A 19543-nucleotide genomic window follows, 5' to 3' on the forward strand; every position below is an offset into this window, starting at 1 on the left:
GGCATGCGCCCTGCCCTACACCACGGTATCGCCCGGCGCCAAGGGATGGAAACAGGCGGCGGCGCGATCGCCGTCCTGCGCCAGCGCCGGCACCTGCTGCTTGCAGTCCGCCTGGGCCCGCGCGCAGCGCGGATGAAAGGTGCAGCCCGGCGGCAGATGGGTGGGCGCGGGAATCTCGCCTTCGATCTTGGCCAGCCGGATGCGCGCCTGCGGATCGGGCACGGGCGACGAATCGCGCAACACCCGGCTGTACGGATGCCGCGGCTGGTCCAGCACCTGCGCGGTGGGTCCGCGTTCGATGATGCGGCCCAGGTACATGACGCAGACCGTATCGCAAAAGTGCCGCACCACGCCCAGGTCGTGCGAGACGAACACGAACGACAGGCCGCGGTCGCGCTTCAGGCGTTCCAGCAATTGCAGGATCTGCGCCTGCACGGACACGTCCAGCGCCGACACGGGTTCATCGGCCACGATCAGCTCCGGGTCCAGCACCAGCGCGCGGGCGATGCCGATGCGCTGGCGCTGGCCGCCGGAAAATTCGTGCGGATAGCGGTCCAGCGCGGACAGCGGCAGCCCCACTTCCTGGATTGTCTGTTCGACCTTGGCGTCGATCTGCGCGGCCGTGCCGCGGCGATGCACGCGCAGGGGTTCGGACAGCGCCTGGCGCACCGTGCGGCGCGGGTTGAGCGACGCATACGGGTCCTGGAACACGATCTGGATGCGCTGGCGCAGCGCCCGCAGCGCCGATGCGCTGGCCTGGCGGATGTCGTGGCCGTCAAACACGATGCTGCCTTCGTCGGGTTCGATCAGGCGCAAGAGCGTGCGCGCCACGGTGGACTTGCCGCAGCCCGATTCGCCCACCAGCCCCAGCGACTGGCCGCGCGCGACGCTGAACGACACGTCGTTGACCGCCCGGACGGTCTGGCGCGGACCGCCCAGCCAGCCGCCGCCGCTTTCGAAACGCTTGACCAGATTGCGCACCTGCAACAGCTCGCTCATGCCTTGTCCTTGTACGGTTCGGCGCGCACCACGCAGCGCACCTGATGGCCCGGGCCGATGCCGGTCAGATCCGGCCGGCGGGCCTCGCAGCGCGCCTCCTTGAGGCGGCAGCGTGGCGCGAAGGCACAGCCGGCCGGCATCGCCGTGATGGCCGGTACGCCACCCGGAATCGATTCCAGCACCTGGCTGTCCGCGTCCACGCGCGGCATGGCGCGCAACAGCGCTTCGGTATAGGGATGAGTGGGCCGCGCAAACAGCGTCTGCACGTCGGCCGTCTCGACCACTTCGCCCGCGTACATGACGGCAACGCGGTCGGCGATCTGCGCCACCACGCCCAGGTTGTGGGTGATGAACAGCACGGCCATGCCGTGCGCCGCCTTCAGTTCGGACAGCAGGTTCAGGATCTGCGCCTGGATGGTGACGTCCAGCGCGGTGGTGGGCTCGTCGGCCAGCAGCACCCGCGGCTTGCAGGCCAGCGCCATCGCGATCATGACGCGCTGGCGCATGCCGCCCGAGAACTGGTGCGGATAGTCGTCAAAGCGCCGCGCGGCGGCGGGAATCTTGACCTCTTCCAGCACCTCCAGCGCCAGCCGCCGCGCCTCTTTCCACGACAGTTTTCGGTGTAGCCGGATGGCCTCGGCGATCTGGTCACCCACCGTCATGGTGGGGTTCAGGGACGTCATCGGTTCCTGGAAGATCATGGCGATGGCCTCGCCGCGCAGCCGGCTCATCTGCTTTTCGGACAGGGCCGTCAGGTCCTGGCCGTCCAGCAGCACCTGGCCGCCGCCATGGCGGGCGCCGGCCCCGGGCAACAGGCGCAGCACCGACAGCGCGGTCACGCTCTTGCCGCTGCCGGATTCGCCGACCACGGCCAGCGTTTCGTTGCGGCCCACGTGCAGCGACACGTCGCGCACCGCCGCGTGCCAGGCGCCGCCGGCACGGAATTCCGTGCGCAGCGCGCGCAGTTCCAAAACGGGGGCTTCTGCAGTCATGAGCGCTCCGAACGCAGCTTGGGGTCAATGGCGTCGCGCAGGGCGTCGCCCAGCAGATTGAGCGCCAGCACGGTCAAGAGAATGGCGACGCTGGGAAACACGGTCAGCCACCAGGCGTCCAGGATGTTCTCGAAGCCTTCGCGGATCATGCTGCCCCAGGTGGCCGCCGGTGGCGGCACGCCCAGGCCGATGAAGCTGAGCGAGGCTTCGGTGCGGATGGCCGACGCCATCCACAGCGAACCCAGCACCACTACGTCGGACACCATGTTGGGCAGGATGTGCACACCCATCAGGCGCAGCGGGCCGTAGCCCAGCGCCCTGCCCGCCTCGACGAAATCGCGCTGCTTGAGCGCGATGGTGGGCGCCCGCGCCACCCGCACGAACGGCGCGATCTCGGTGATGGCGATGGCGATGATCAGGTTTTCCAGGCTGGCGCCCAGCATGGCGGCCACCATCAGGCCCAGCAGCAGCGTGGGAAAAGACAGCAGCACGTCGACCAGGCCCATGATGAGCTGGTCCACCAGCCCGCCGACGTAGCCGGCCAGGATGCCCAGCGCCGAGCCGATGCACATGGCGATCAGGATGGCCACGAAACCCACCAGCAGCGACACGCGGGCGCCGTAGATCAGGCGCGACAGCACGTCGCGGCCATAGCTGTCGGTGCCCAGCCAGAATTCGGCCGACGGCGGTTCAAGGCGGTAGGCGATGTTCTGCTGCAGCGGATCGTGCGGCGCCAGCCAGGGCGCCAGCACGGCGGCCAGCACAATGATCAGCAACAGGCCGATGCCCACCCAGGACAGGCGGTTGCGGGACAAGGCCTGCCACAAGGCGTTGGGGCGGGCGGGGGATGCGGCGGCGACGGCGCTCATTGGTATTTCACCCGGGGATCGACCAGCCCGTACACCAGGTCGGTCAAGAGGTTGACGACAATCACGCAGGACGCGAACACCACCATCAGCCCTTGCAGCAGCGTGTAGTCGCGGCTGTTCAGGGCGCCCAGGATCAGCTTGCCCAGGCCGGGGCGGTTGAACACGATCTCGGTCAGCACCGAGTTGCCGATCAGCGTGCCGAAGTACAGGCCCACCACGGTGACGATGGGAATCAGCGCGTTGCGCAGGCCGTGGCGCACGATCAGGCGCGCCGGCCGCACGCCCTTGGCGCGAGCGGTGCGGACGTAGTCTTCGCCCATCACGCCCAGCATCGACGAGCGCGTCACGCGCATGACATACGCCATCATGATCAACCCCAGGTTGAAGGCCGGCAGCACCAGGTTGCGCAATTGCGAAGCCCAGTCGCCCGAGCCGCCGCTGCCGATCACCGGAAACCAGCGCAGCTGGATGGCGAACACCAGCAGCATCAGGATGGCCGAGACGAAGGCGGGAAACGACAGGCCCGTCAGGGACAGCAGCCGGCCCAGGTAGTCAGGCCAGGCGTTGCGGCGCAGCGCGGCCCAGATGCCCAGCGGCAGGCCGAAGACCACGCCGATCAGGATGGCGGCGGCGGTCAGCTGCAAAGTCCAGGGCAGTACCAGCGCCACCTCTTGCAGCACGGTGCGGCCGCTGGCCATGGACACGCCGAAGTTGCCCGTCAGCATGTCGCCCAGGAAGCGGCCGTACTGCACATAGGTGGGCAGGTCCAGGCCCAGCCGCAGGCGCAGCGCGGCCAGGGCCTCGGCGCTGGCCTGGTCGCCCAGCATGACGGCGGCCGGGTCGCCCGGCACCAGCCGCACCAGGATGAAGACCGCGGTCAGCATCGCCAGCAGCGTAGGGATGGCCAGCAGCAGCCGCTTGATGGCGTAACGCATCATGATGCTTGCTCCTTCGCGGGCGGCTGCATCAAGCGCGCCGCCTGCAGGTTGCCGATGGCGCGGGCGGTCTGCCCGCGCAGCGCCAGGTCGGCCAGAGCGGCGCCCACCACCGGCACCAGTTCGAAACCGTGGCCCGAAAAGCCGAAGGCGTGCAGCACGCCGGGCGCGTTGGGCGACGGGCCCACCACCGGCAGCATGTCTTCCGTCTTGGCTTCCAGGCCCGCCCAGACCCGCACGATGCGGATGTCGCGCACCGCCGGGAACAGGTCGGTGGCGGCGTGCGCGCCCTTGGCCAGCACGCGCATGCGCGCGGTGGACGTCTCGCGGTCCAGGTCGGGAATGCCCTGCAGGCCGCCGCCGATGACCAGGGTGCCCTGGTCGGACTGCTTGAACGACAGCGAGCGGCCCATGATGGCCACGACCGGCTTGATGAAGGGCCGCAACCGCTCGCTGACCATCATCATCGACGACTTGGCCGACAGCGGAATCTGGTCGCCGGCCATCGCGGCGATGCGCGCCGACCAGGCGCCCGCGGCGTTGATGACGCAGGGCGCGGTGTAGACACCGGCCTCGGTCTGCACCTGCCAGTCCTGGCCCTTCTGTTCCAGGCCGCTCACGCCGCAGTGTTCGATGATGGTCACCCCGGCCGCTTCGGCGCTGCGCCGGAACGCGCGCAGCGCCCGGTGCGGGTCCGCCGCGCCGTCACGCCGCGCGATCGACGCGCCCAGGCAGTGCGGGCTCAGCTCAGGCAACAGGCGCCGCAGCTCGTCGGGGCCGATGATTTCTTCGTGGGTATAGCCGGCAGCGCGCAGGCCGGCCACGCGCGCTTCCAGCTTGGCCAGCGCCGCAGGCGTTTCGGCCACGCAGATCTGGCCGTTGGCATGAAAGCCGCAGTCATCGCCCACCAGCGAGGCCATGGCGTGCCACATGTCCATGGCTTCCAGCGACAGGTCCAGTTCGCCCAGGTCGCGGTTCAGCGTGCGCACCCCGGCGGCCGTGGCGCCGGACGCATGGCGGCCGACCCAGTGCTTTTCGATGACGATGACGCGCTTGCCTTCGCGCGCCACGTGCAGCGCGGCCGACAGGCCATGCAGGCCGCCGCCGATCACGATCACATCGCAATGCCGTGCGCTCATGCCTGTTCTTCCTCGATATCCAGCGACGCCAACTCGCCCAGCGTCAGGGGCTTGAGCGGCGGGCGGATGCGGTAAAAGCCCACCTCGGCCACCGGCCGCTTCTGTTCGGCCGCCACGATATGGGCGATGGTGTAGCCGCACTGGCGGCCCTGGCACGGCCCCATGCCGGCACGGGTGTAGGACTTGATCTGGTTGGGACCCGGCTGGCCGATGGCGGCGGCGCGACGGATGTCGCCCGCCGTCAGTTCCTCGCAGCGGCAGACGATGGTGTCGTCGGGCGGCGCGAAGATGCCGGCGCGTGGCGGATACAGCGCGTCCAGCATGGGACGCAGCCGCAGCAGCCCGGCCAGCTTGCTGCGCAGGGGTGCCGCCGCAGCGGCCGCGGCCTGCGGCGTCAGCTTGCCGGCGTGCAGCGCGATGCCCAGCGCCGCCAACTCGCCCCGCACGCAGGCGGCCTGTGCTCCGCCGATGCCCGCGCCGTCACCGGCCACAAAGATGCCGGGCCGGCTGGCCTGACCCCATTCGTCCAGGTCCGGCGCCAGGCAGGCCTGCTGGGCGTTCCAGCTGTGCGCGCATTCCAGCGCGCGGGTCATATGGATGGACGGCACCACGCCTTCATGGGACAGCAGCACGCTGGCCGGCGCCCGCACCGTGCGGCCGTCGGCCGTGGCGTATTCGATTTCGCGCAATTGCCCCTCGCCCAGCGCGCGCAGCGTGGTCACCCCGCGCACGCGCTTGACGCCGGCCGCGCGGATCTCGCGCAGCCAGGCCAGGCCCTTGCGCACGTCGCCCCACGCCGCCAGCGCGTCGCCCGCCCACGGCAACGCGCGGCGCCAGCCGCCGGGCGGCGAAGTGTCCAGCCAGCCGGCGATCTGGCCGCCGGCACGCAGCAGCTGCGCCATGTACAAGAGCGGCAAGGGGCCGCTGCCCGCCACCCAGACGGGGCCGGCCGGCACCTGGCGCGAGGTCTTGAGCAGGATCTGCGCGGCGCCCACGGTCAGCACGCCGGGCAAGGTCCAGCCGGGGAACGGCGCGGGCCGTTCCTGGGCGCCCAGCGCCAGCACCACGCGGGCCGCTCGAACCACTTCGGCGCGGCCCTTGCAGGTCATGTAGACGTGCCAGTCGGGTTCGATCTGCCAGACCTGGGTATCGGGTTCGTAGAACGCGCCGCAACGGCGAAAGCGCTCGGCCAGGCTTGCGCCGGCCCGGTATTCATCGCCCAGCAGCCGGCCGGTGGGCGTGGCCGCCACCGCTTCCACCGCGCGCCAGATCTGGCCGCCCGGCGCGGGCTGTTCGTCCACCACCAACACCGACAGGCCCTGGCCGCGCAGGCCGATGGCCGCGCTCATGCCGGCGGGGCCGGCGCCGATCACCACTACATCGAATTCGCGTTTCATGGCAGCACGCTCCGCTTGCCGAACTGGCGCTGCACCTGCATGCCTTCACGCACGGTGACCAGGCAGGTCTGGGTCGAGGCCACGCCGTCGACGACGGCCAGGCAGTCAAAGCACACGCCCATCATGCAGAACGGGGCGCGCGGGCTTTCGTGCACGGGGGTGGTGCGGCTGGCGGGAGATTCCTGGCGCAGCAGCACTGCGGCCACGGTCTCGCCAGGGGAAGCGGCGACCGGTTCGCCGTCGATGGTGAGCGTCAGCGCGGGCGCGCCGGACTCAGGCAACTTTCTGAACATTGAAGCGCTCATGGTGAAAGGCATCCAGGGTTTCAAAGGGCGCGCCGCCGGCCAGCGCGCGGGCATACGGCCCGGCGTGGAACGAGGCCAGCGTCACGCCGGAATGGCAAAGCGCGATGGACACGCCATCGTGGGTGGGAGACTGCGCGTAGACCGGGCCGCCGTCGGGCGTCATGATCCGCAGGCACGACCAGTGCCGCACCAGCCGCGCGGCGGCCAGGCCCGGCAAGATGCGCAGGGCGTTGCGGCTCATGCGCGCGGCGGCCGCCGACGTCGTGCCCAGGTCGTAGCCGACCTCTTCCTGCGTCAGGCCCACCATGACGGTCCCTTCGCCGGTCTGGCGCATGCCGCTGGCGGGCACCGGCAGCAAGGGCGCCAGGCGTTCGGTGACCAGGATCTGGCCACGTTGCGGCCGCAGCGGCACGTCCAGCCCGACCATCGCGCCCAGCGCGGCGGAACCGAGGCCGGCGGCAATGACCAGGCGCGGCGCGCGGGCCTGCAAGGCGCCGGCGCTGACCTGCACGCCGCCGCCGGCAGCATGGGCGATGGCGGTGACCGCATGGCGGTTGCGCAATTGGCCGCCGCGTCGCAGGAACGCGGCTTGCAGCGCGGCCAGCAGGCGTAGCGGATTGACGTGGCCGTCCTGCTCGCCCAGGCTGGCGCCGGCCACCGCGTCGCCCAGTTGCAGCGTGGGAAAGCGGCGCCGCAACTCGGCGCGGTCCAGTATGCGGGTACAGGGCGGCAGATCCGGCGCCTGCCCGCGCCAGGCGTCCAGGCGGGCGGCGCGGTGAGCCAGGTCATCGTCGCTCATGCAAAAATGCAGGCCACCGCGCTGCTCGTAGTCCAGCGTGATGCCGCTGTCGTCTTGCAGTTGGCGGGCGAATTCCGGCCAGGCGTGTACGGCCTGGCGCGACAGCCGCTGGTAGGCGGGGTAGCCGTGGCCCTTGCCTTGCAGCCAGACCAGGCCGAAGTTGGCCTTGGCGGCGCGGTAGTCGGTATCGGCGCCATCCAGCAGCAGCACGCGCTGCCCCTCGCAGGCCAGGCCGTAGGCCACCGCCGCGCCGACCATGCCGGCGCCGGCCACGATCACGTCGTAGTCATGCGCCATGGTGCGGGGTCCTTGTGAAGGGCGTGACGTCTGCGCGGGCCATCCTTGCACGGCCGCCAGCCACGCTATAACCTTCGCGACTGGAAACCGGGCCACAGCCCTGTGAGGTTATGGCATGAAAGAAACCCTGAACCTGCGGCAGATCGAAGCCTTCAAGGCGGTGGTGGAACACGGCACCGTCAGCCAGGCCGCCGTCGTGCTGGGCGTGTCGCAGCCCGCGGTGAGCAAGCTGCTGTCGCACCTGGAAACCGACACCGGGCTGGCGCTGTTCGATCGCGTGCGCGGCAAGCTGGCGCTGACTGCCCAAGGCATGCGCCTGTACCAGGAGATCGACCGCGTCTTCAGCGGCCTGCGGCAGGTGGAGCAAGCGGTGGATTCGATCCGCCGCGACGAGCAGCGCACGTTGACCGTGGGCGTGCTGCCGGCCCTGGCGGGCTCGTTCATCCGCCGCGCCACCATGCGGTTCCTGGAAAGCCATCCCGACGTGCGGGTGTCGATCCAGATCCGCGGGTCGCTGTTCCTGGCCGACTGGCTGGCGACTCGCCACATCGACGTGGCGCTGGTGGGCAGCCGGGTCGACAACCCGTACATCGAACGGGAGGCGCTGTTCCGCTTTCCGCTGGTGTGCGCCCTGCCCGTCAACCACGAGCTGACGCGCAAGCGCGTGATCCGGCCGCGCGACCTGGACGGCCTGCCGTTCGTCTCGTTCGGCGCCGACAGCCAGACGCAAGCGCTGGTCCTGCAGGCCTTTTCCGCGTCGGACGCCCGACTGAACGTGGTGCTCGATACCAGCACGGCGCCGACGGTGTGCGAGTTCGTTGCCGCGGGCCTGGGAGTGTCGTTGATTCATCCGCTGTTCGCCGAAGGGTTTCAAAGCCGCCTGGTGCTGCGGCGGTTCGATCCGGAATTGAATTTCCATTTCCAGCTGTGCCGCGCGCAGGCATCGCGCAACGCGGCGTTGGTCGAGACCTTTGTCCAGGCGGCCCGCGACGTGGCCGCGCAGGTTTCCCGGGAAGTGTTGAAGGGCCAGTGATCGGGGCAGCGATTGCACCCGGTGGCGCGGCCGGGCCGCATCACCGGGCGCCGTCAATCAGGGCGCCTTCACCGTGGTCAGCTCGGTGATGGGCGGCTGCAGGTTCAGCGCGCCCTTGAGCGCATAGCCGTAGTTCACCCGGTCGCTGTGCACCCAGACCTGCTTGAGCCCGAACAACGGCACCGCGCAGACATCGTCGTGGATCTTGGCCTGGGCCTCTTTCCACAGCGCCAGCTGGCGCGCGGCGTCGGGTTCGACGCGGGCCTGGCGGATGGCGTCATCGGCCACCGAGCAGTGCGAGAAATTCGACATCGCGGCCGGCGCGCCGATGGCGGCGGCCGAGTCGTAGAACTCGGTCAGGTAGGTGTCGGCGTTGGGAAAGCGCGCCGCGCCGTAGAACACCAGGCCGCTCAGGTCCTGGCGGCTCTTGGCCTGGTAGGTGGCGTGATCCACCACTTCCATGTTGAGCTTGATGCCGGCCTTGGCCAGCTGCGCCTGCACGATTTCCATGATGGGCTGCTGTGCCGAGATGTTCGACACGATCGACTTGATCTCGATGCCGTTTGGAAAGCCCGCCTCGGCCAGCAGCTTGCGGGCGCGGTCCGGGTCGTAGGCATAGCCGCCCGCGCCGCAGTCCTGGCCCAGGTAGCCGTTGGGCACCACCGAGCAGCCCTTTTCGGCCACGTCCTTGCCGGCGTAGCGCACGATCTCGTCGACGTTGATGGCGGCGGCAATGGCCTGGCGCACCTTCAGGTTGTCCAGCGGCTTGATGTTGCGGTTGATGTGCAGCGTGCGAAATTCCGCGGGCTCGAAGATGTCGACCTGCATGCCGCGCTTGGCCGAGCGTTCGACCCAGCGCTGTTCGCGCTTGCCCTGCATGATGTCGATTTCGTTGGACGTGAACGCCAGTTCGCGGGCGCTGTCCGACGGGATCATGCGGTACATGATGCCGCCCAGTTTGGGCTTGCCGCGAAAGTACGCATCGTTGGCGACCAGCTTCACGTATTGCTGCGTGACGTGTTCGCCAAAGGCGAACGGCCCGGTGCCCACGGGCGAGGCGCCGAACTTGTCGCCCAGCTTTTCGGCGGCTTTCTTGCTGACGATATTGCCGCCGTGATAGTTCGACACGCGGCCCAGGAACGCGGCGTCCGGATACTTCAGCGTGAAGCGCACGGTGTAGTCGTCCAGCGCCTCGACTTTGTCGATCAGCGCGAACGTGGCGGCGAAGCTGGAGCGGTTGGGGTCGGCGGCGCGCTGGATCGAATACACCACGTCGTCGGCCTTCAGTTCGCCATAGCCGGCGTGAAACTGCACGCCGTGGCGCAGGTGGAAGGTCCAGGTCTTGCTGTCCGGCGAGGCTTCCCAGCGTTCGGCCAGGTCGGGCTCCAACGCCTTGGGGTCGGCGCTGCCGGCCGGAAAGCGCACCAGCGCGTCGAACATCTGCGCGGCAACGCCCTTGTCGGCCGTGGACGTGGCGCGGTGCGGGTCCAGCGAGGCGTTGTCGGCGGCGCCCGAACTGATGCGCAGCATCGGGCGATCCTGGGCCTGGGCGGGCGCGCTCAGGCCGGCGCTACAGGCCGCGAACATCGCGGCGGCGAAGACGAAAGAGGCAGGACGTTTCATGACTTCCCTTGTGCGCCGCACGGTGGCGGCTTGTCGTGGTCTGCAGTCAGAGGTACAGCGTGCTGGCAGACTAGAAGCGGCAAGCCCATGGCGTCAAAGTCCTATATCTGCATATCCTATTCCCAAGGGTTATACGGTGGCGCTTGCCTGCGTACGCTTCCCAGGGGCGGCGGGCGCACCTAGTGGTTAGTACTGATACGCAGAAAAGCGGCAAATTCAGGGAAAACACCGAGCCCATGGCCGCACCTGCAAGCCCCTGCCCGGCACAGGGTCTCGCTTGACCTGGTGTATTGCTGCCCGTATTCTTATTTGAACGAACATTCCACAAAGGCCGCCATGCGCACCAAGGATTTCGAACCCGATGACGTCGCCGACGCCGCCATGCATGTGTTCTGGCAACGCGGCTATGCCGCCACGTCGGTGCAGGACCTGGTCGACGGCACCGGCCTGGGACGCGGCAGCCTGTACAACGCCTTCGGCAGCAAGCAAGGCCTGTACGAGGCCGCCTTGCGCCGCTATCACGACCTGACGATCGCCAACCTGGAACTGCTGGCCCGGCCCGGCACCGCGCGCGAACGCATCGGCCGCCTGCTCGATTTCATCGCCGACGACGAACTGTGCGAAGCCACCCGGCGCGGCTGCCTGGTGGCCAACGCCTCGCTGGAAATGGCGGGCCAGGACGAAGCCGTGGCCGAACTGGTGCGACGCAATTTCCAGCGCCTGGAAAAAGCGCTGGAGAAAATCCTGGCCGACGCGCAAGCCACCGGCGAGATCGACGCCGGCAAGTCGCCGCGCGCGCTGGCCCGCTTCATCGTCACCACCATCCAGGGCCTGCGCGTGGTCAGCAAGGGCAACAACGCCCGCGAACGCCGCCAGTGGCTGGCGGACGTGGTGGCGGTGGCGCTGGGCGCGCTGTAGCGCCCGTTTTCACCCCCCGCGGTCGCCCTGTGGCGCCCGCATTTTTTTACCTCTTATTGGAATGATCGTTCCAATTTAACCTGTGTTTCAATCCCCGCGAACCATGACACCCCCCTCTTCTTCCTCCGCGCTGCCCGCCAGCGCCAGCCTGCCAGACACCCCTGAAAGCCTGCCGCTGGGCAAATTGCTGGCCATGGCGCTGGCCGGCTTCATCACCATCATGACCGAGACCGTGCCCGCCGGCCTGCTGCCGCAGATCGGCCAGGGCCTGGGCGTCTCGGAATCCCTTGCCGGGCAACTGGTCACCCTGTTTGCCGCCGGCTCGGTGCTGACGGCCATTCCCATCATTGCCGCCACCCGCAGCTGGAACCGCCGGCCTTTGCTGCTGCTGGCCCTGGCCTGTCTGTGCCTCTTCAACGTCGTCACCGCGCTGTCCAGCCACTACGTGTTGACGCTGGCCGCCCGCTTCATCGGCGGCATGGCCGCGGGCCTGCTGTGGGGCCTGTTGGCCGGCTATGCCCGCCGCCTGGTGCCGCCCCGCCAACAGGGCCGGGCGCTGGCGGTGGTGGGCGCCGGCCAGCCCCTGGCGCTTTGCCTGGGCGTGCCCGCGGGCGCCTGGCTGGGCAGCCTGATGGACTGGCGCGGCGTGTTCTGGATCATGGCCGGCGTGTCGCTGACGCTGGTGGTGTGGGTGCGCGCGGCCGTGCCCGATTTCGCCGGCCAGGCCGCGCGCCGGCGCCAGTCCATCGCGCGCACCTTTCTCATGCCCGGCATTCGCCCCATCCTGTTCGTGCTGTTCACCTGGATCCTGGCGCACAACGTGCTCTATACGTATATCGCGCCCTACCTGTCCCACCACGGCCAGCCAGTGCAGGTGGATGCGGTGCTGCTGGTGTTCGGCGCCAGCGCCGTCGCGGGCCTGTGGCTGATCGGCCTGCAGGTGGATCGCCGGCTGCGCATCATGGCGTTGGCATCCCTGGCGCTGTTCGCCCTGACCGCGTGCCTGCTGGGATTGGCCGGCCATCAACCCGTGGCGGTGCTGATCGGCGTGGCCTTGTGGGGCCTGAGCTTCGGCGGCGCGCCCACCCTGCTGCAGACCGCCATCGCCGATACTGCCGGCGAGCACGCGGATGTGGCCCAATCGATGCTGGTCACCATCTTCAACCTGGCGATTGCCTGCGGCGGCGTGCTGGGCGGGATATTGCTGGATACGGCGGGCGCGGGCTCATTCGCCTGGACAGTCGCCGCGGTGGCCGCCCTGGCGCTGCTGGCCGCGTGGCAGGCGCGCACGCATGGCTTTCGGGCGGGCCATCGGGCTTGATGCAGGGCGACACGCGCCTCGCACGCCACGCCCTCACGACGTGACGGCGCGCGGCTAAGGCCGGTCGCCGCGCAGTCCGACTGCCGCCAGCGGCGCCAGCATGCACGCCGCGGCGATCAGCAAGGCGGCGGGCAACCCCCAGGCGTCCACGCTGGCGCCGCCTGCCAGCGCGCCCAGCGCGATCGCCAGGTTGAACACGCCGACGAACAGCGACGTGGCCGCTTCGACCGCATCGCGCGCGGCCTGCATCACCCATGTCTGCAAGGCCACCGACACGCCGCCATAAGACAGCCCCCACAACAGCAACAGCCCCGCGGCGCCAGGCCGCAACACCCCCAGCCACGGCAGCAGCGACAGCGTGGCCAGCAACCCCAGCACGATCGCCATCAAGGTCGCCCGCAAACGCCGTGCCGCCGCGCCGCCAGCGAGGAAATTGCCTGCGATACCGGCCACGCCGTAGGCAAACAGCAGCGGCCCGATCCATGCCTGGTCAAACCCCGCCAGGGATTGCAGCACGGGCCGAACGAAGGTGTAGGCCATGAAGTGCCCTGCCACCAGAAACAGCGTGATGAACAGCCCGCGCCGCAGCGCCGGATTGCGCAGTTGGCCCAGCAATTGACGGGAAGAGACCGATTGGGCCACCGGCAACGGCGGCAGCGCCCACGCGGCAAACAGCAGCACCGCTGCGCTCAACGCCGCCATTGCGCCGAACGCGCTGCGCCATCCGGCCAGTTCACCGATCAGCGCGCCCAGCGGCACCCCCAGCACGGACGCCACGGCCACGCCGCCGAAGATCACCGCCGTCGCCAGGCCCACCGAGGCGGGCGGCACCAGCCGGCCGGCCAGGCCGCCGGCCACCGCCCAGACGCCGCCGATGCACCCGCCCACCAGCACCCGCGCGGCCAGCAACCAGGGCATCGACGGCGCCAGTGCGCTGGCCAGATTGGCGCCCGCCAGCAGCAGCAACAGGCCGCACAGGATGCGGCGGCGGTCGATGCCGCGCGCACCCACCACCACCAGCGGCGCACACAGGGCGGCCAGGATGCCGGGCACGAACATCAGCAAGCCGCCGCTGCCGACGGACACGCCCAGGGTGTCGGCGATGGGCAGCAAGAGGCCCACGGGCAGCATCTCTGTCGTGACGACGCAGAACGTCGCGAGGCCGGCCGCGGCCACGCCGGTCCAGGCGGCCGGTGGGCCGTGACGTTCTGAATGCAGGGCAGCGTCATCGCCCTGTGCAGACGAACGGGTGGGCGATGCAGGATTCACAGGCAGGCAGCGGGTCATGCGCGGAAGGTCTCGTTGAACAATCCCCCGCAGTCTACTGATTCCAATTTCCAGATAAATAGGCAGAATTGACCCACACAAGGGACAATATGTAGCCAATCAATCGACCAGGGGTTTCACCACCATGACTGCCATCACGCCCTTCGGCATCGACCATTTCGGCGACGTGCTCGCCTTCGTGCGCGTGGCCGATGCGCAGAGCTTCACGCTGGCAGCGGAAAAACTGGGCCTGTCGCGCTCGGCCATCGGCAAGTGCATCGCACGGCTCGAGCAGGACCTGGGCGCACGGCTGCTGCATCGCAGTACCCGCAGCGTCAGCCTCAGCGACGAAGGCCGGGTGTTCTACGAACATGCCCAGCGCATCCTGGCCGAAGTCGACAACGCCGCCGACGCCATGGCCAGCCGCCAGGAGGCGCCGCGCGGCCGCCTGCGCATCGACCTGCCGGTGGCCCTGGGCCGCCTGCACCTGATGCCGCTGCTGCATGACTTCCTGCGGCAATGGCCAGACGTTGACGCCGACGTGAGCTTCTCTGACGACTACACCGACCTGGTACGCGATGGCATCGACGTGGCCATCCGCATCGGCGGCGAAGTCGACAGCCGCCTGGTGCGCCGCGTGCTGGCGCCGCATCGCCTGATCACCTGCGCCGCGCCCGCCTACCTGGACCGCCACGGTGCGCCGGCCCACCCCGACGACCTGCCGCGCCACCAGACGCTGGCCTACACCCACATGGGCGTGCAGGTGCCGTGGCGCTTTGCCCAAGCCGGCCAGGACCGCCTCGTGCAGATCGCCGGCCGCGTGCGGCTGGGCAACACCGAAGCCTTGCGCGATGCCGCGCTGGCGGGCGCAGGCATCGTCCAACTGGGCGCCTTCCTGATCGGCGATGACCTGCGCCTGGGCCGCCTCGCACCGCTGCTGGAAACCTGGGCCCCGCCGGGCGCCCCGGTCTGCGCCGTGTATCCGCATCGGCGGCACCTGGCGCCGAAGGTACGGCGCCTGATCGACGACATCGCGGCGGCATGGCGGGACGGCGCGCCCTGGGGCGATTGACCACATAACCACAATCGCCCCCTAGCTGACATCCAGCTGTTGGACAGACGCCCTACCTGCGGGTAGGATTTTTCCCGCAAGCGAAAGATAGCGATCAAGTCCATCCTGGAGAAGTAGCAGAATGAATAAAAACCGCAGCGCGCACGCCCCCTTTTCTTCTTTGTCGGCCCCGGCCCGGCAACCGGCAGACGCCCCTGACCGCGGCAGCGCCGCGATCATTTCCTCTCCCCCCTTCCTGCGCACCGCCCTGGCCATGGCCCTGGGCGCATCGGTGCTGTTTGCCTGGCCCGCAGGCCCCGCGCGCGCCGCAGGCGGCAATGGCGCCTGCTCGGTGGCGACCGGCACCTGCGTCGGCGGCACGGGAGGCACAGCGACCAACCCCAACGGCTCGGACGGCACCCTCGCCGATGAAGCCAACAGCATCGGCGGCACGGGTGGCGGCGGCGGCGACGTCAGCCTGACCACGGGCGTGGGTGGCAGCGGCGGCGCGGGCGGAGCCGGCGGCACCGGTGGCGGTGGCGCCCCCGGCGGCACGGGCCAGGCCGGGGCCGGCGGCATCGCGGGCGGGGCCGGTGGCATCGGCGGCGCCGGCAATGGCGGCAGCACGGCCATCAACGGCGCGGGCGGCGGCGGTGGCGGCGGCGGCGGCGTGGGTGCGCTGCTGTCGGGCGACTACAACAATTCAGGCACGCTGGTCGGCGGCGCAGGCGGCGCCGGTGGCGGTGCGGGCGGCGCGGGCAACGGCGCCGGCGGCAATGGCGGCGGCGGCAACGGCGGCGGCGGCGGCGCGGGCGCAGGCGGCATTCTGCTGACCGCACCCGGCACCATCAACAACTCGGGCTCGATCACCGGTGGCGCGGGCGGCTTTGGCGGCGGCGGCGGCGCAGTCAACAACGGCATCGGCAACGGCACCGCCGCGGTCGCCGGCTCTGGCGGTGGCGGCGGCACGGGCGGCGACGGCATCCTGGCCACCTCGGGCGGCACCATCGTCAACGCCACCGTCGGCACCATCACCGGCGGCAATGGCGGCAACGGCGGCGGCTCGGGCAGTTCCAGCACCACCACCACTGCCGTGACGGCCGTGGCCGGCAACGGCGGCGCGGCCGCGGCGGGCGGCAGCGGCGTCTTCCTGACAGGCGGCAGCACGGTGCTCAACGCCGGCACCATCCTGGGCGGTACCGGCGGCAATGGGGAAAACGGCGCGCAAGCCAACTTTCTGGGCGCCCTGCCCGGCACCACCGTCACCGCCGGCAGCGGCGGCGTGGGCGGCAATGGCGGCAACGGCGTGCTGGTCAATGGCAGCGGCACCGTCATCAACAACGCCAACGCCACCATCGCGGGCGGCAATGGCGGCACCGGCGGCGGTGGCAACGCCCAGAGCGCGGGCGGCACCATCAACGGTGGCGCCGGGGCCGACGGCGGCACGGGCGGCAACGGCGTCCTCTTGAACCTGGGCGGCTCGGTCCTGAACCTGGGTACCATCCGCGGCGGCAACGGCAACCGCGGCGGCGGCGCGGGCCAGGTCACCGGCGTCGGCGTCGGCGGCGAAGCCGCGCGCGGCGGCCATGGCGTGTCGGTGATCGGCGACGCCGGGGTGACCAACCTGGCCGGCGGCGTCATCATCGGCGGCGAAGGCGGCGACGACAGCGCGGGCGGCGGCGGCAGCGGCGGCATCGGCGGCGATGGCGTATCGATCTCCGGCAGCGGCACGGTCACCAACAGCGGCCAGATCACGGGCGGTGGCGGCGGCAACGGCGCCAACGGGGTCAACGGCTCGGGCGGCGCGGGCAACAGCGGCGGCGCGGGCGTGCAGATCGTGGGTGCGGGCCGGGTCACCAACGTGGCCGGCGGCAAGATCACGGGCGGCAACGGCGGCACGGGCGGCGGCGGCACCGGCACCGGTGCGGGCGCCCTGGGCGGCACCGGCGGGGCCGGCGGCGCGGGCGTTGAAATCGCCAACGGCGGCTCCATGGTCAACACCGGCGATATCCTGGGCGGCAACGGCAACCGCGGCGGTGGTGGCGGCGGCGCTGCCGGCGGCGCAGGCGGCAACGGCGTGCTGGTCACCAACAATGGCGGCAGCGTGCTCAACCGCGGCACCATCACCGGCGGGGTCGGCGGCGAAGGCGGCACGGCGGGCGCCGGCGGCGCCGCGGGTGCGGCAGGCGCGGGCGGCGTCGGCATCCAGGGCCAGAACATCGCCATCGTCAACGAAGGCGTCATCACGGGCGGCCTGTCCGGCACCGGCACCCAGGCGCGCGCCATCCAGTTCACGGCCGGCACCAATTCGCTGGAGATCCATGCGGGTTCCAGCATCTCGGGCATCGTCGATGCCAATACCGGCAACAACACGCTGATCCTGGGCGGCACCGCGTCGGGCAGCTTCAGCGTGTCGGACGTGGGCCCCGGCCAGCAGTACCAGGGCTTCATCGCCTTTCACAAGACGGGCACCAGCACCTGGACACTGACCAACGCCACCACGGCCGTCACGCCATGGACGCTGTACGGCGGCACGCTGTCGGCCAGCCAGGACAGCAACTTCGGCGCCACCAGCGGCAGCCTGACCTTCAATGGCGGCACGCTGCAGCTGGGCTCGGCCTTCGACCTGGCGGCCAGCCGCGCCATCGTCGCGGACGCGGGCGGCGGCACCATCGACACCAACGGCTTCAACAGCACGGTGTCGCAAGGCATCACCGGCACCGGCAGCATGACCAAGGCCGGCGCGGGCATCCTGACCTTCAACGGCAACAACACCTACAGCGGCGGCACCAACGTCAACGCCGGCACACTGGTGGTGGGCAGCAGCGCCGCCAGCGCGGGCGCCCTATCCGGCGGCGGCGCGGTCACCGTGGCATCGGGTGCGACGCTGGGCGGCTACGGCAGCGTGACCGGCAACGTCACCAACAACGGCACCCTTGCCGTGGCGGACGCCACGCCGGGGCTGGCCGACGGCGCCAAGGGCAACTTCACGCTGACCGGCAACGTCACTAACAATGCGCTGCTGCAAGTGGCCGGCGCGGGCATCGGCAACACGCTGACGGTGTCGGGCAACTACCAGGGCAACAACGCCACCATGGCGCTGAACACCCGCCTGGCCGGCGATGGCGCGCCGTCCGACAAGCTGATCATCCAGAACGGCGCGACCAGCGGCGCCACGGGCCTGCGCATCACCAATGTGGGCGGGCTGGGCTCGGTGACGCCGGGCAACGGCATCCAGGTGGTGCAGGCCGGCGCGGGCGGCACCACCTCGGCCGGCAATTTCTCGCTGGGCGCGCCGGCCGTAGCCGGTCCGTATGAGTATTCGCTGTATCGCGGCAGCCGCGATGGCAGCGATCCCAACAGCTGGTTCCTGCGGTCCACGGTGGATTGCGCCAAGCCGGGCGTGCCGGCCTCGCTATGCCAGGTGCCCCCCGGCACCACCGAGCCGCCCACCGGCGTGCCGGACTATCGCCCCGAGGTGTCGATCTACGGCTCGCTGGCGCCGACCGCGCTGCAATACGGGCACACGCTGATCGACAGCCTGCACGAACGCGTGGGCGAGCAGGAACGCCGCAGCAACGCCAACGGCGACCCCCTGGCGCTGAGCAACAACCGCGTGTGGGGCCGCTACATCGGCATGAGCGGCAAGCGCGAAGGCTCGGCCGACGGCATCTACGGCAACCAAGGGCCGCGCTACGACTACGAGTTCAACGGCGTGCAGATGGGCGCCGACCTCTGGCGGCGCCAGCGCGATGACGGCCATCGCGACATGGCCGGCCTGACCGGGGCCATCGGCTACGCCAAGACCAAGGTCGACAACTACGACGGCAACAAGGCCGGCGAAGGCCGCCTGAACGGCTATTCGCTGGGCGCCTACTGGACCCACTACGGTCCCACCGACTGGTATGTGGACACCGGCGTGATGGCCACCTGGTACCGTATCCGCGCCAACGGCTACCGCGACCTGCCCGAACTGAAGACCGACGGCCTGGGCCTGGCCGCCAACGTCGAAGGTGGCTACCCCTTCCGCCTGAATCCGGAATGGGTGCTGGAACCGCAGGCGCAGTTGACCTACCAATGGGTCAACATCGACTCGGCCCACGACGGCGCGGCCAACGTGCGCTTCAAGAACGTGGAATCGCTGGTCGGCCGGCTGGGCGTGCGGCTGGCGCGCACCTGGGCGCTGGACAACAGCAGCAAGCCGCGCACCATCACCGCGTGGGGCCGCCTGAGCGTGCTGCACGAAGCGATGGGCAACCCCAAGACCGAGTTCTCGTCCGAGACGGGCTACATCCCGTTCCGCAGCGACGTCAGCGGCAGCTGGACCGAAATCCTGCTGGGCGTCAGCGGCTCGGTCAGCGACAACATGGTGCTGTACGCCAGCGGCGGCTACCAGGAAACCTTCTCGGGCGCCAAGGCCAGCGCCTGGAACGGCAAGGTGGGAATGCGCTGGCAGTGGTAACGCAATGCGCTTTTGCATCAGCGATGTCGATCATCAATATCCACTAAACTGATGCAATAACCGCGGCGGGCGGCGCTGCCTAGCATACAGGCGCACCGCGCCCGTCCGCGGTGCATTGCCTTTGCCACCCGGAGTTT

General features: G+C 70.0%; 15 protein-coding genes. 5 read left to right on the forward strand and 10 right to left on the reverse strand.

All coding sequences use genetic code 11. The features are described 5' to 3' along the window. Positions 1 to 15 precede the first annotated feature (15 nt). Genes U858_RS0120670 through U858_RS0120705 form a run of 8 tightly spaced genes read right to left on the reverse strand, consistent with a single transcriptional unit; the run spans position 16 to position 7732 of the window. Positions 16 to 999: an ABC transporter ATP-binding protein gene (locus U858_RS0120670; RefSeq protein WP_025139064.1), complete on the reverse strand. Its 984-nt coding sequence runs from the start codon at positions 997 to 999 to the stop codon at positions 16 to 18. Continuing rightward, positions 996 to 1991 carry an ABC transporter ATP-binding protein gene (locus U858_RS0120675; protein WP_025139065.1) on the reverse strand — a complete coding sequence of 332 codons (996 nt, stop codon included), beginning with the start codon at positions 1989 to 1991 and terminating at the stop codon, positions 996 to 998. Before U858_RS0120675 ends, U858_RS0120670 begins: the two co-directional genes overlap by 4 nt. After that, positions 1988 to 2860 carry an ABC transporter permease gene (locus U858_RS0120680; protein ID WP_025139066.1) on the reverse strand — a complete coding sequence of 291 codons (873 nt, stop codon included), beginning with the start codon at positions 2858 to 2860 and terminating at the stop codon, positions 1988 to 1990. The genes U858_RS0120675 and U858_RS0120680 overlap by 4 nt, the downstream gene beginning before the upstream one ends. After that, positions 2857 to 3798: an ABC transporter permease gene (locus U858_RS0120685; protein WP_025139067.1), complete on the reverse strand. Its 942-nt coding sequence runs from the start codon at positions 3796 to 3798 to the stop codon at positions 2857 to 2859. The genes U858_RS0120680 and U858_RS0120685 overlap by 4 nt, the downstream gene beginning before the upstream one ends. Next, positions 3795 to 4934 (reverse strand): FAD-binding oxidoreductase, encoded by a 1140-nt coding sequence (locus U858_RS0120690; RefSeq protein ID WP_025139068.1) that lies wholly within the window; start codon positions 4932 to 4934, stop codon positions 3795 to 3797. The genes U858_RS0120685 and U858_RS0120690 overlap by 4 nt, the downstream gene beginning before the upstream one ends. After that, positions 4931 to 6331 (reverse strand): NAD(P)/FAD-dependent oxidoreductase, encoded by a 1401-nt coding sequence (locus U858_RS0120695; RefSeq protein ID WP_025139069.1) that lies wholly within the window; start codon positions 6329 to 6331, stop codon positions 4931 to 4933. Before U858_RS0120695 ends, U858_RS0120690 begins: the two co-directional genes overlap by 4 nt. Next, positions 6328 to 6624, reverse strand: a complete 297-nt coding sequence (locus tag U858_RS0120700; protein WP_025139070.1) for a (2Fe-2S)-binding protein — start codon at positions 6622 to 6624, stop codon at positions 6328 to 6330. Before U858_RS0120700 ends, U858_RS0120695 begins: the two co-directional genes overlap by 4 nt. After that, positions 6605 to 7732, reverse strand: a complete 1128-nt coding sequence (locus tag U858_RS0120705; RefSeq protein WP_025139071.1) for an FAD-binding oxidoreductase — start codon at positions 7730 to 7732, stop codon at positions 6605 to 6607. The genes U858_RS0120700 and U858_RS0120705 overlap by 20 nt, the downstream gene beginning before the upstream one ends. A 115-nt stretch (positions 7733 to 7847) precedes the next feature. Here U858_RS0120705 and U858_RS0120710 point away from each other — a divergent pair, with 115 nt between their 5' ends. Beyond that, positions 7848 to 8765: a LysR family transcriptional regulator gene (locus U858_RS0120710; RefSeq protein WP_025139072.1), complete on the forward strand. Its 918-nt coding sequence runs from the start codon at positions 7848 to 7850 to the stop codon at positions 8763 to 8765. A gap of 57 nt (positions 8766 to 8822) precedes the next feature. Here the strand turns inward: U858_RS0120710 and U858_RS0120715 are convergent, their stop codons facing one another. Beyond that, complete coding sequence (locus U858_RS0120715; protein ID WP_025139073.1) at positions 8823 to 10388, reverse strand: ABC transporter substrate-binding protein; 1566 nt, start codon at positions 10386 to 10388, stop codon at positions 8823 to 8825. A gap of 336 nt (positions 10389 to 10724) precedes the next feature. Here U858_RS0120715 and U858_RS0120720 point away from each other — a divergent pair, with 336 nt between their 5' ends. Next, positions 10725 to 11306 (forward strand): TetR/AcrR family transcriptional regulator, encoded by a 582-nt coding sequence (locus U858_RS0120720; RefSeq protein WP_025139074.1) that lies wholly within the window; start codon positions 10725 to 10727, stop codon positions 11304 to 11306. A 103-nt stretch (positions 11307 to 11409) separates the two neighbouring features. Next, entirely contained in the window at positions 11410 to 12627 is a 1218-nt protein-coding gene (locus U858_RS0120725; RefSeq protein ID WP_025139075.1) for an MFS transporter, read from the forward strand. A 54-nt stretch (positions 12628 to 12681) separates the two neighbouring features. Here the strand turns inward: U858_RS0120725 and U858_RS0120730 are convergent, their stop codons facing one another. Continuing rightward, positions 12682 to 13914: an MFS transporter gene (locus tag U858_RS0120730; RefSeq protein WP_025139076.1), complete on the reverse strand. Its 1233-nt coding sequence runs from the start codon at positions 13912 to 13914 to the stop codon at positions 12682 to 12684. 124 nt (positions 13915 to 14038) lie between these two features. On the opposite strand from U858_RS0120730, the gene U858_RS0120735 reads away from it, so the two are divergent. Then, positions 14039 to 14965, forward strand: coding sequence for a LysR family transcriptional regulator (locus tag U858_RS0120735; RefSeq protein WP_025139077.1), 927 nt, complete (start codon positions 14039 to 14041; stop codon positions 14963 to 14965). Positions 14966 to 15086: 121 nt separating this feature from the next. Continuing rightward, positions 15087 to 19406, forward strand: coding sequence for an autotransporter outer membrane beta-barrel domain-containing protein (locus tag U858_RS36400; protein WP_025139078.1), 4320 nt, complete (start codon positions 15087 to 15089; stop codon positions 19404 to 19406). Positions 19407 to 19543 lie beyond the last annotated feature (137 nt).

This window comes from Achromobacter sp. DH1f, assembly GCF_000633435.1.
Taxonomy (GTDB): Bacteria; Pseudomonadota; Gammaproteobacteria; order Burkholderiales; family Burkholderiaceae_B; genus Achromobacter; species Achromobacter deleyi.

Coding starts and splice junctions, on each gene's coding strand:
- U858_RS0120730 (WP_025139076.1), bottom strand. CDS start 13,914: ATGACCCGCTGCCTGCCTGTGAATCCTGCATCGCCCACCCGTTCGTCT.
- U858_RS0120690 (WP_025139068.1), bottom strand. CDS start 4,934: ATGAGCGCACGGCATTGCGATGTGATCGTGATCGGCGGCGGCCTGCAT.
- U858_RS0120735 (WP_025139077.1), top strand. CDS start 14,039: ATGACTGCCATCACGCCCTTCGGCATCGACCATTTCGGCGACGTGCTC.
- U858_RS0120695 (WP_025139069.1), bottom strand. CDS start 6,331: ATGAAACGCGAATTCGATGTAGTGGTGATCGGCGCCGGCCCCGCCGGC.
- U858_RS0120685 (WP_025139067.1), bottom strand. CDS start 3,798: ATGATGCGTTACGCCATCAAGCGGCTGCTGCTGGCCATCCCTACGCTG.
- U858_RS0120705 (WP_025139071.1), bottom strand. CDS start 7,732: ATGGCGCATGACTACGACGTGATCGTGGCCGGCGCCGGCATGGTCGGC.
- U858_RS0120725 (WP_025139075.1), top strand. CDS start 11,410: ATGACACCCCCCTCTTCTTCCTCCGCGCTGCCCGCCAGCGCCAGCCTG.
- U858_RS0120715 (WP_025139073.1), bottom strand. CDS start 10,388: ATGAAACGTCCTGCCTCTTTCGTCTTCGCCGCCGCGATGTTCGCGGCC.
- U858_RS0120720 (WP_025139074.1), top strand. CDS start 10,725: ATGCGCACCAAGGATTTCGAACCCGATGACGTCGCCGACGCCGCCATG.
- U858_RS0120675 (WP_025139065.1), bottom strand. CDS start 1,991: ATGACTGCAGAAGCCCCCGTTTTGGAACTGCGCGCGCTGCGCACGGAA.
- U858_RS0120670 (WP_025139064.1), bottom strand. CDS start 999: ATGAGCGAGCTGTTGCAGGTGCGCAATCTGGTCAAGCGTTTCGAAAGC.
- U858_RS36400 (WP_025139078.1), top strand. CDS start 15,087: ATGAATAAAAACCGCAGCGCGCACGCCCCCTTTTCTTCTTTGTCGGCC.
- U858_RS0120710 (WP_025139072.1), top strand. CDS start 7,848: ATGAAAGAAACCCTGAACCTGCGGCAGATCGAAGCCTTCAAGGCGGTG.
- U858_RS0120680 (WP_025139066.1), bottom strand. CDS start 2,860: ATGAGCGCCGTCGCCGCCGCATCCCCCGCCCGCCCCAACGCCTTGTGG.
- U858_RS0120700 (WP_025139070.1), bottom strand. CDS start 6,624: ATGTTCAGAAAGTTGCCTGAGTCCGGCGCGCCCGCGCTGACGCTCACC.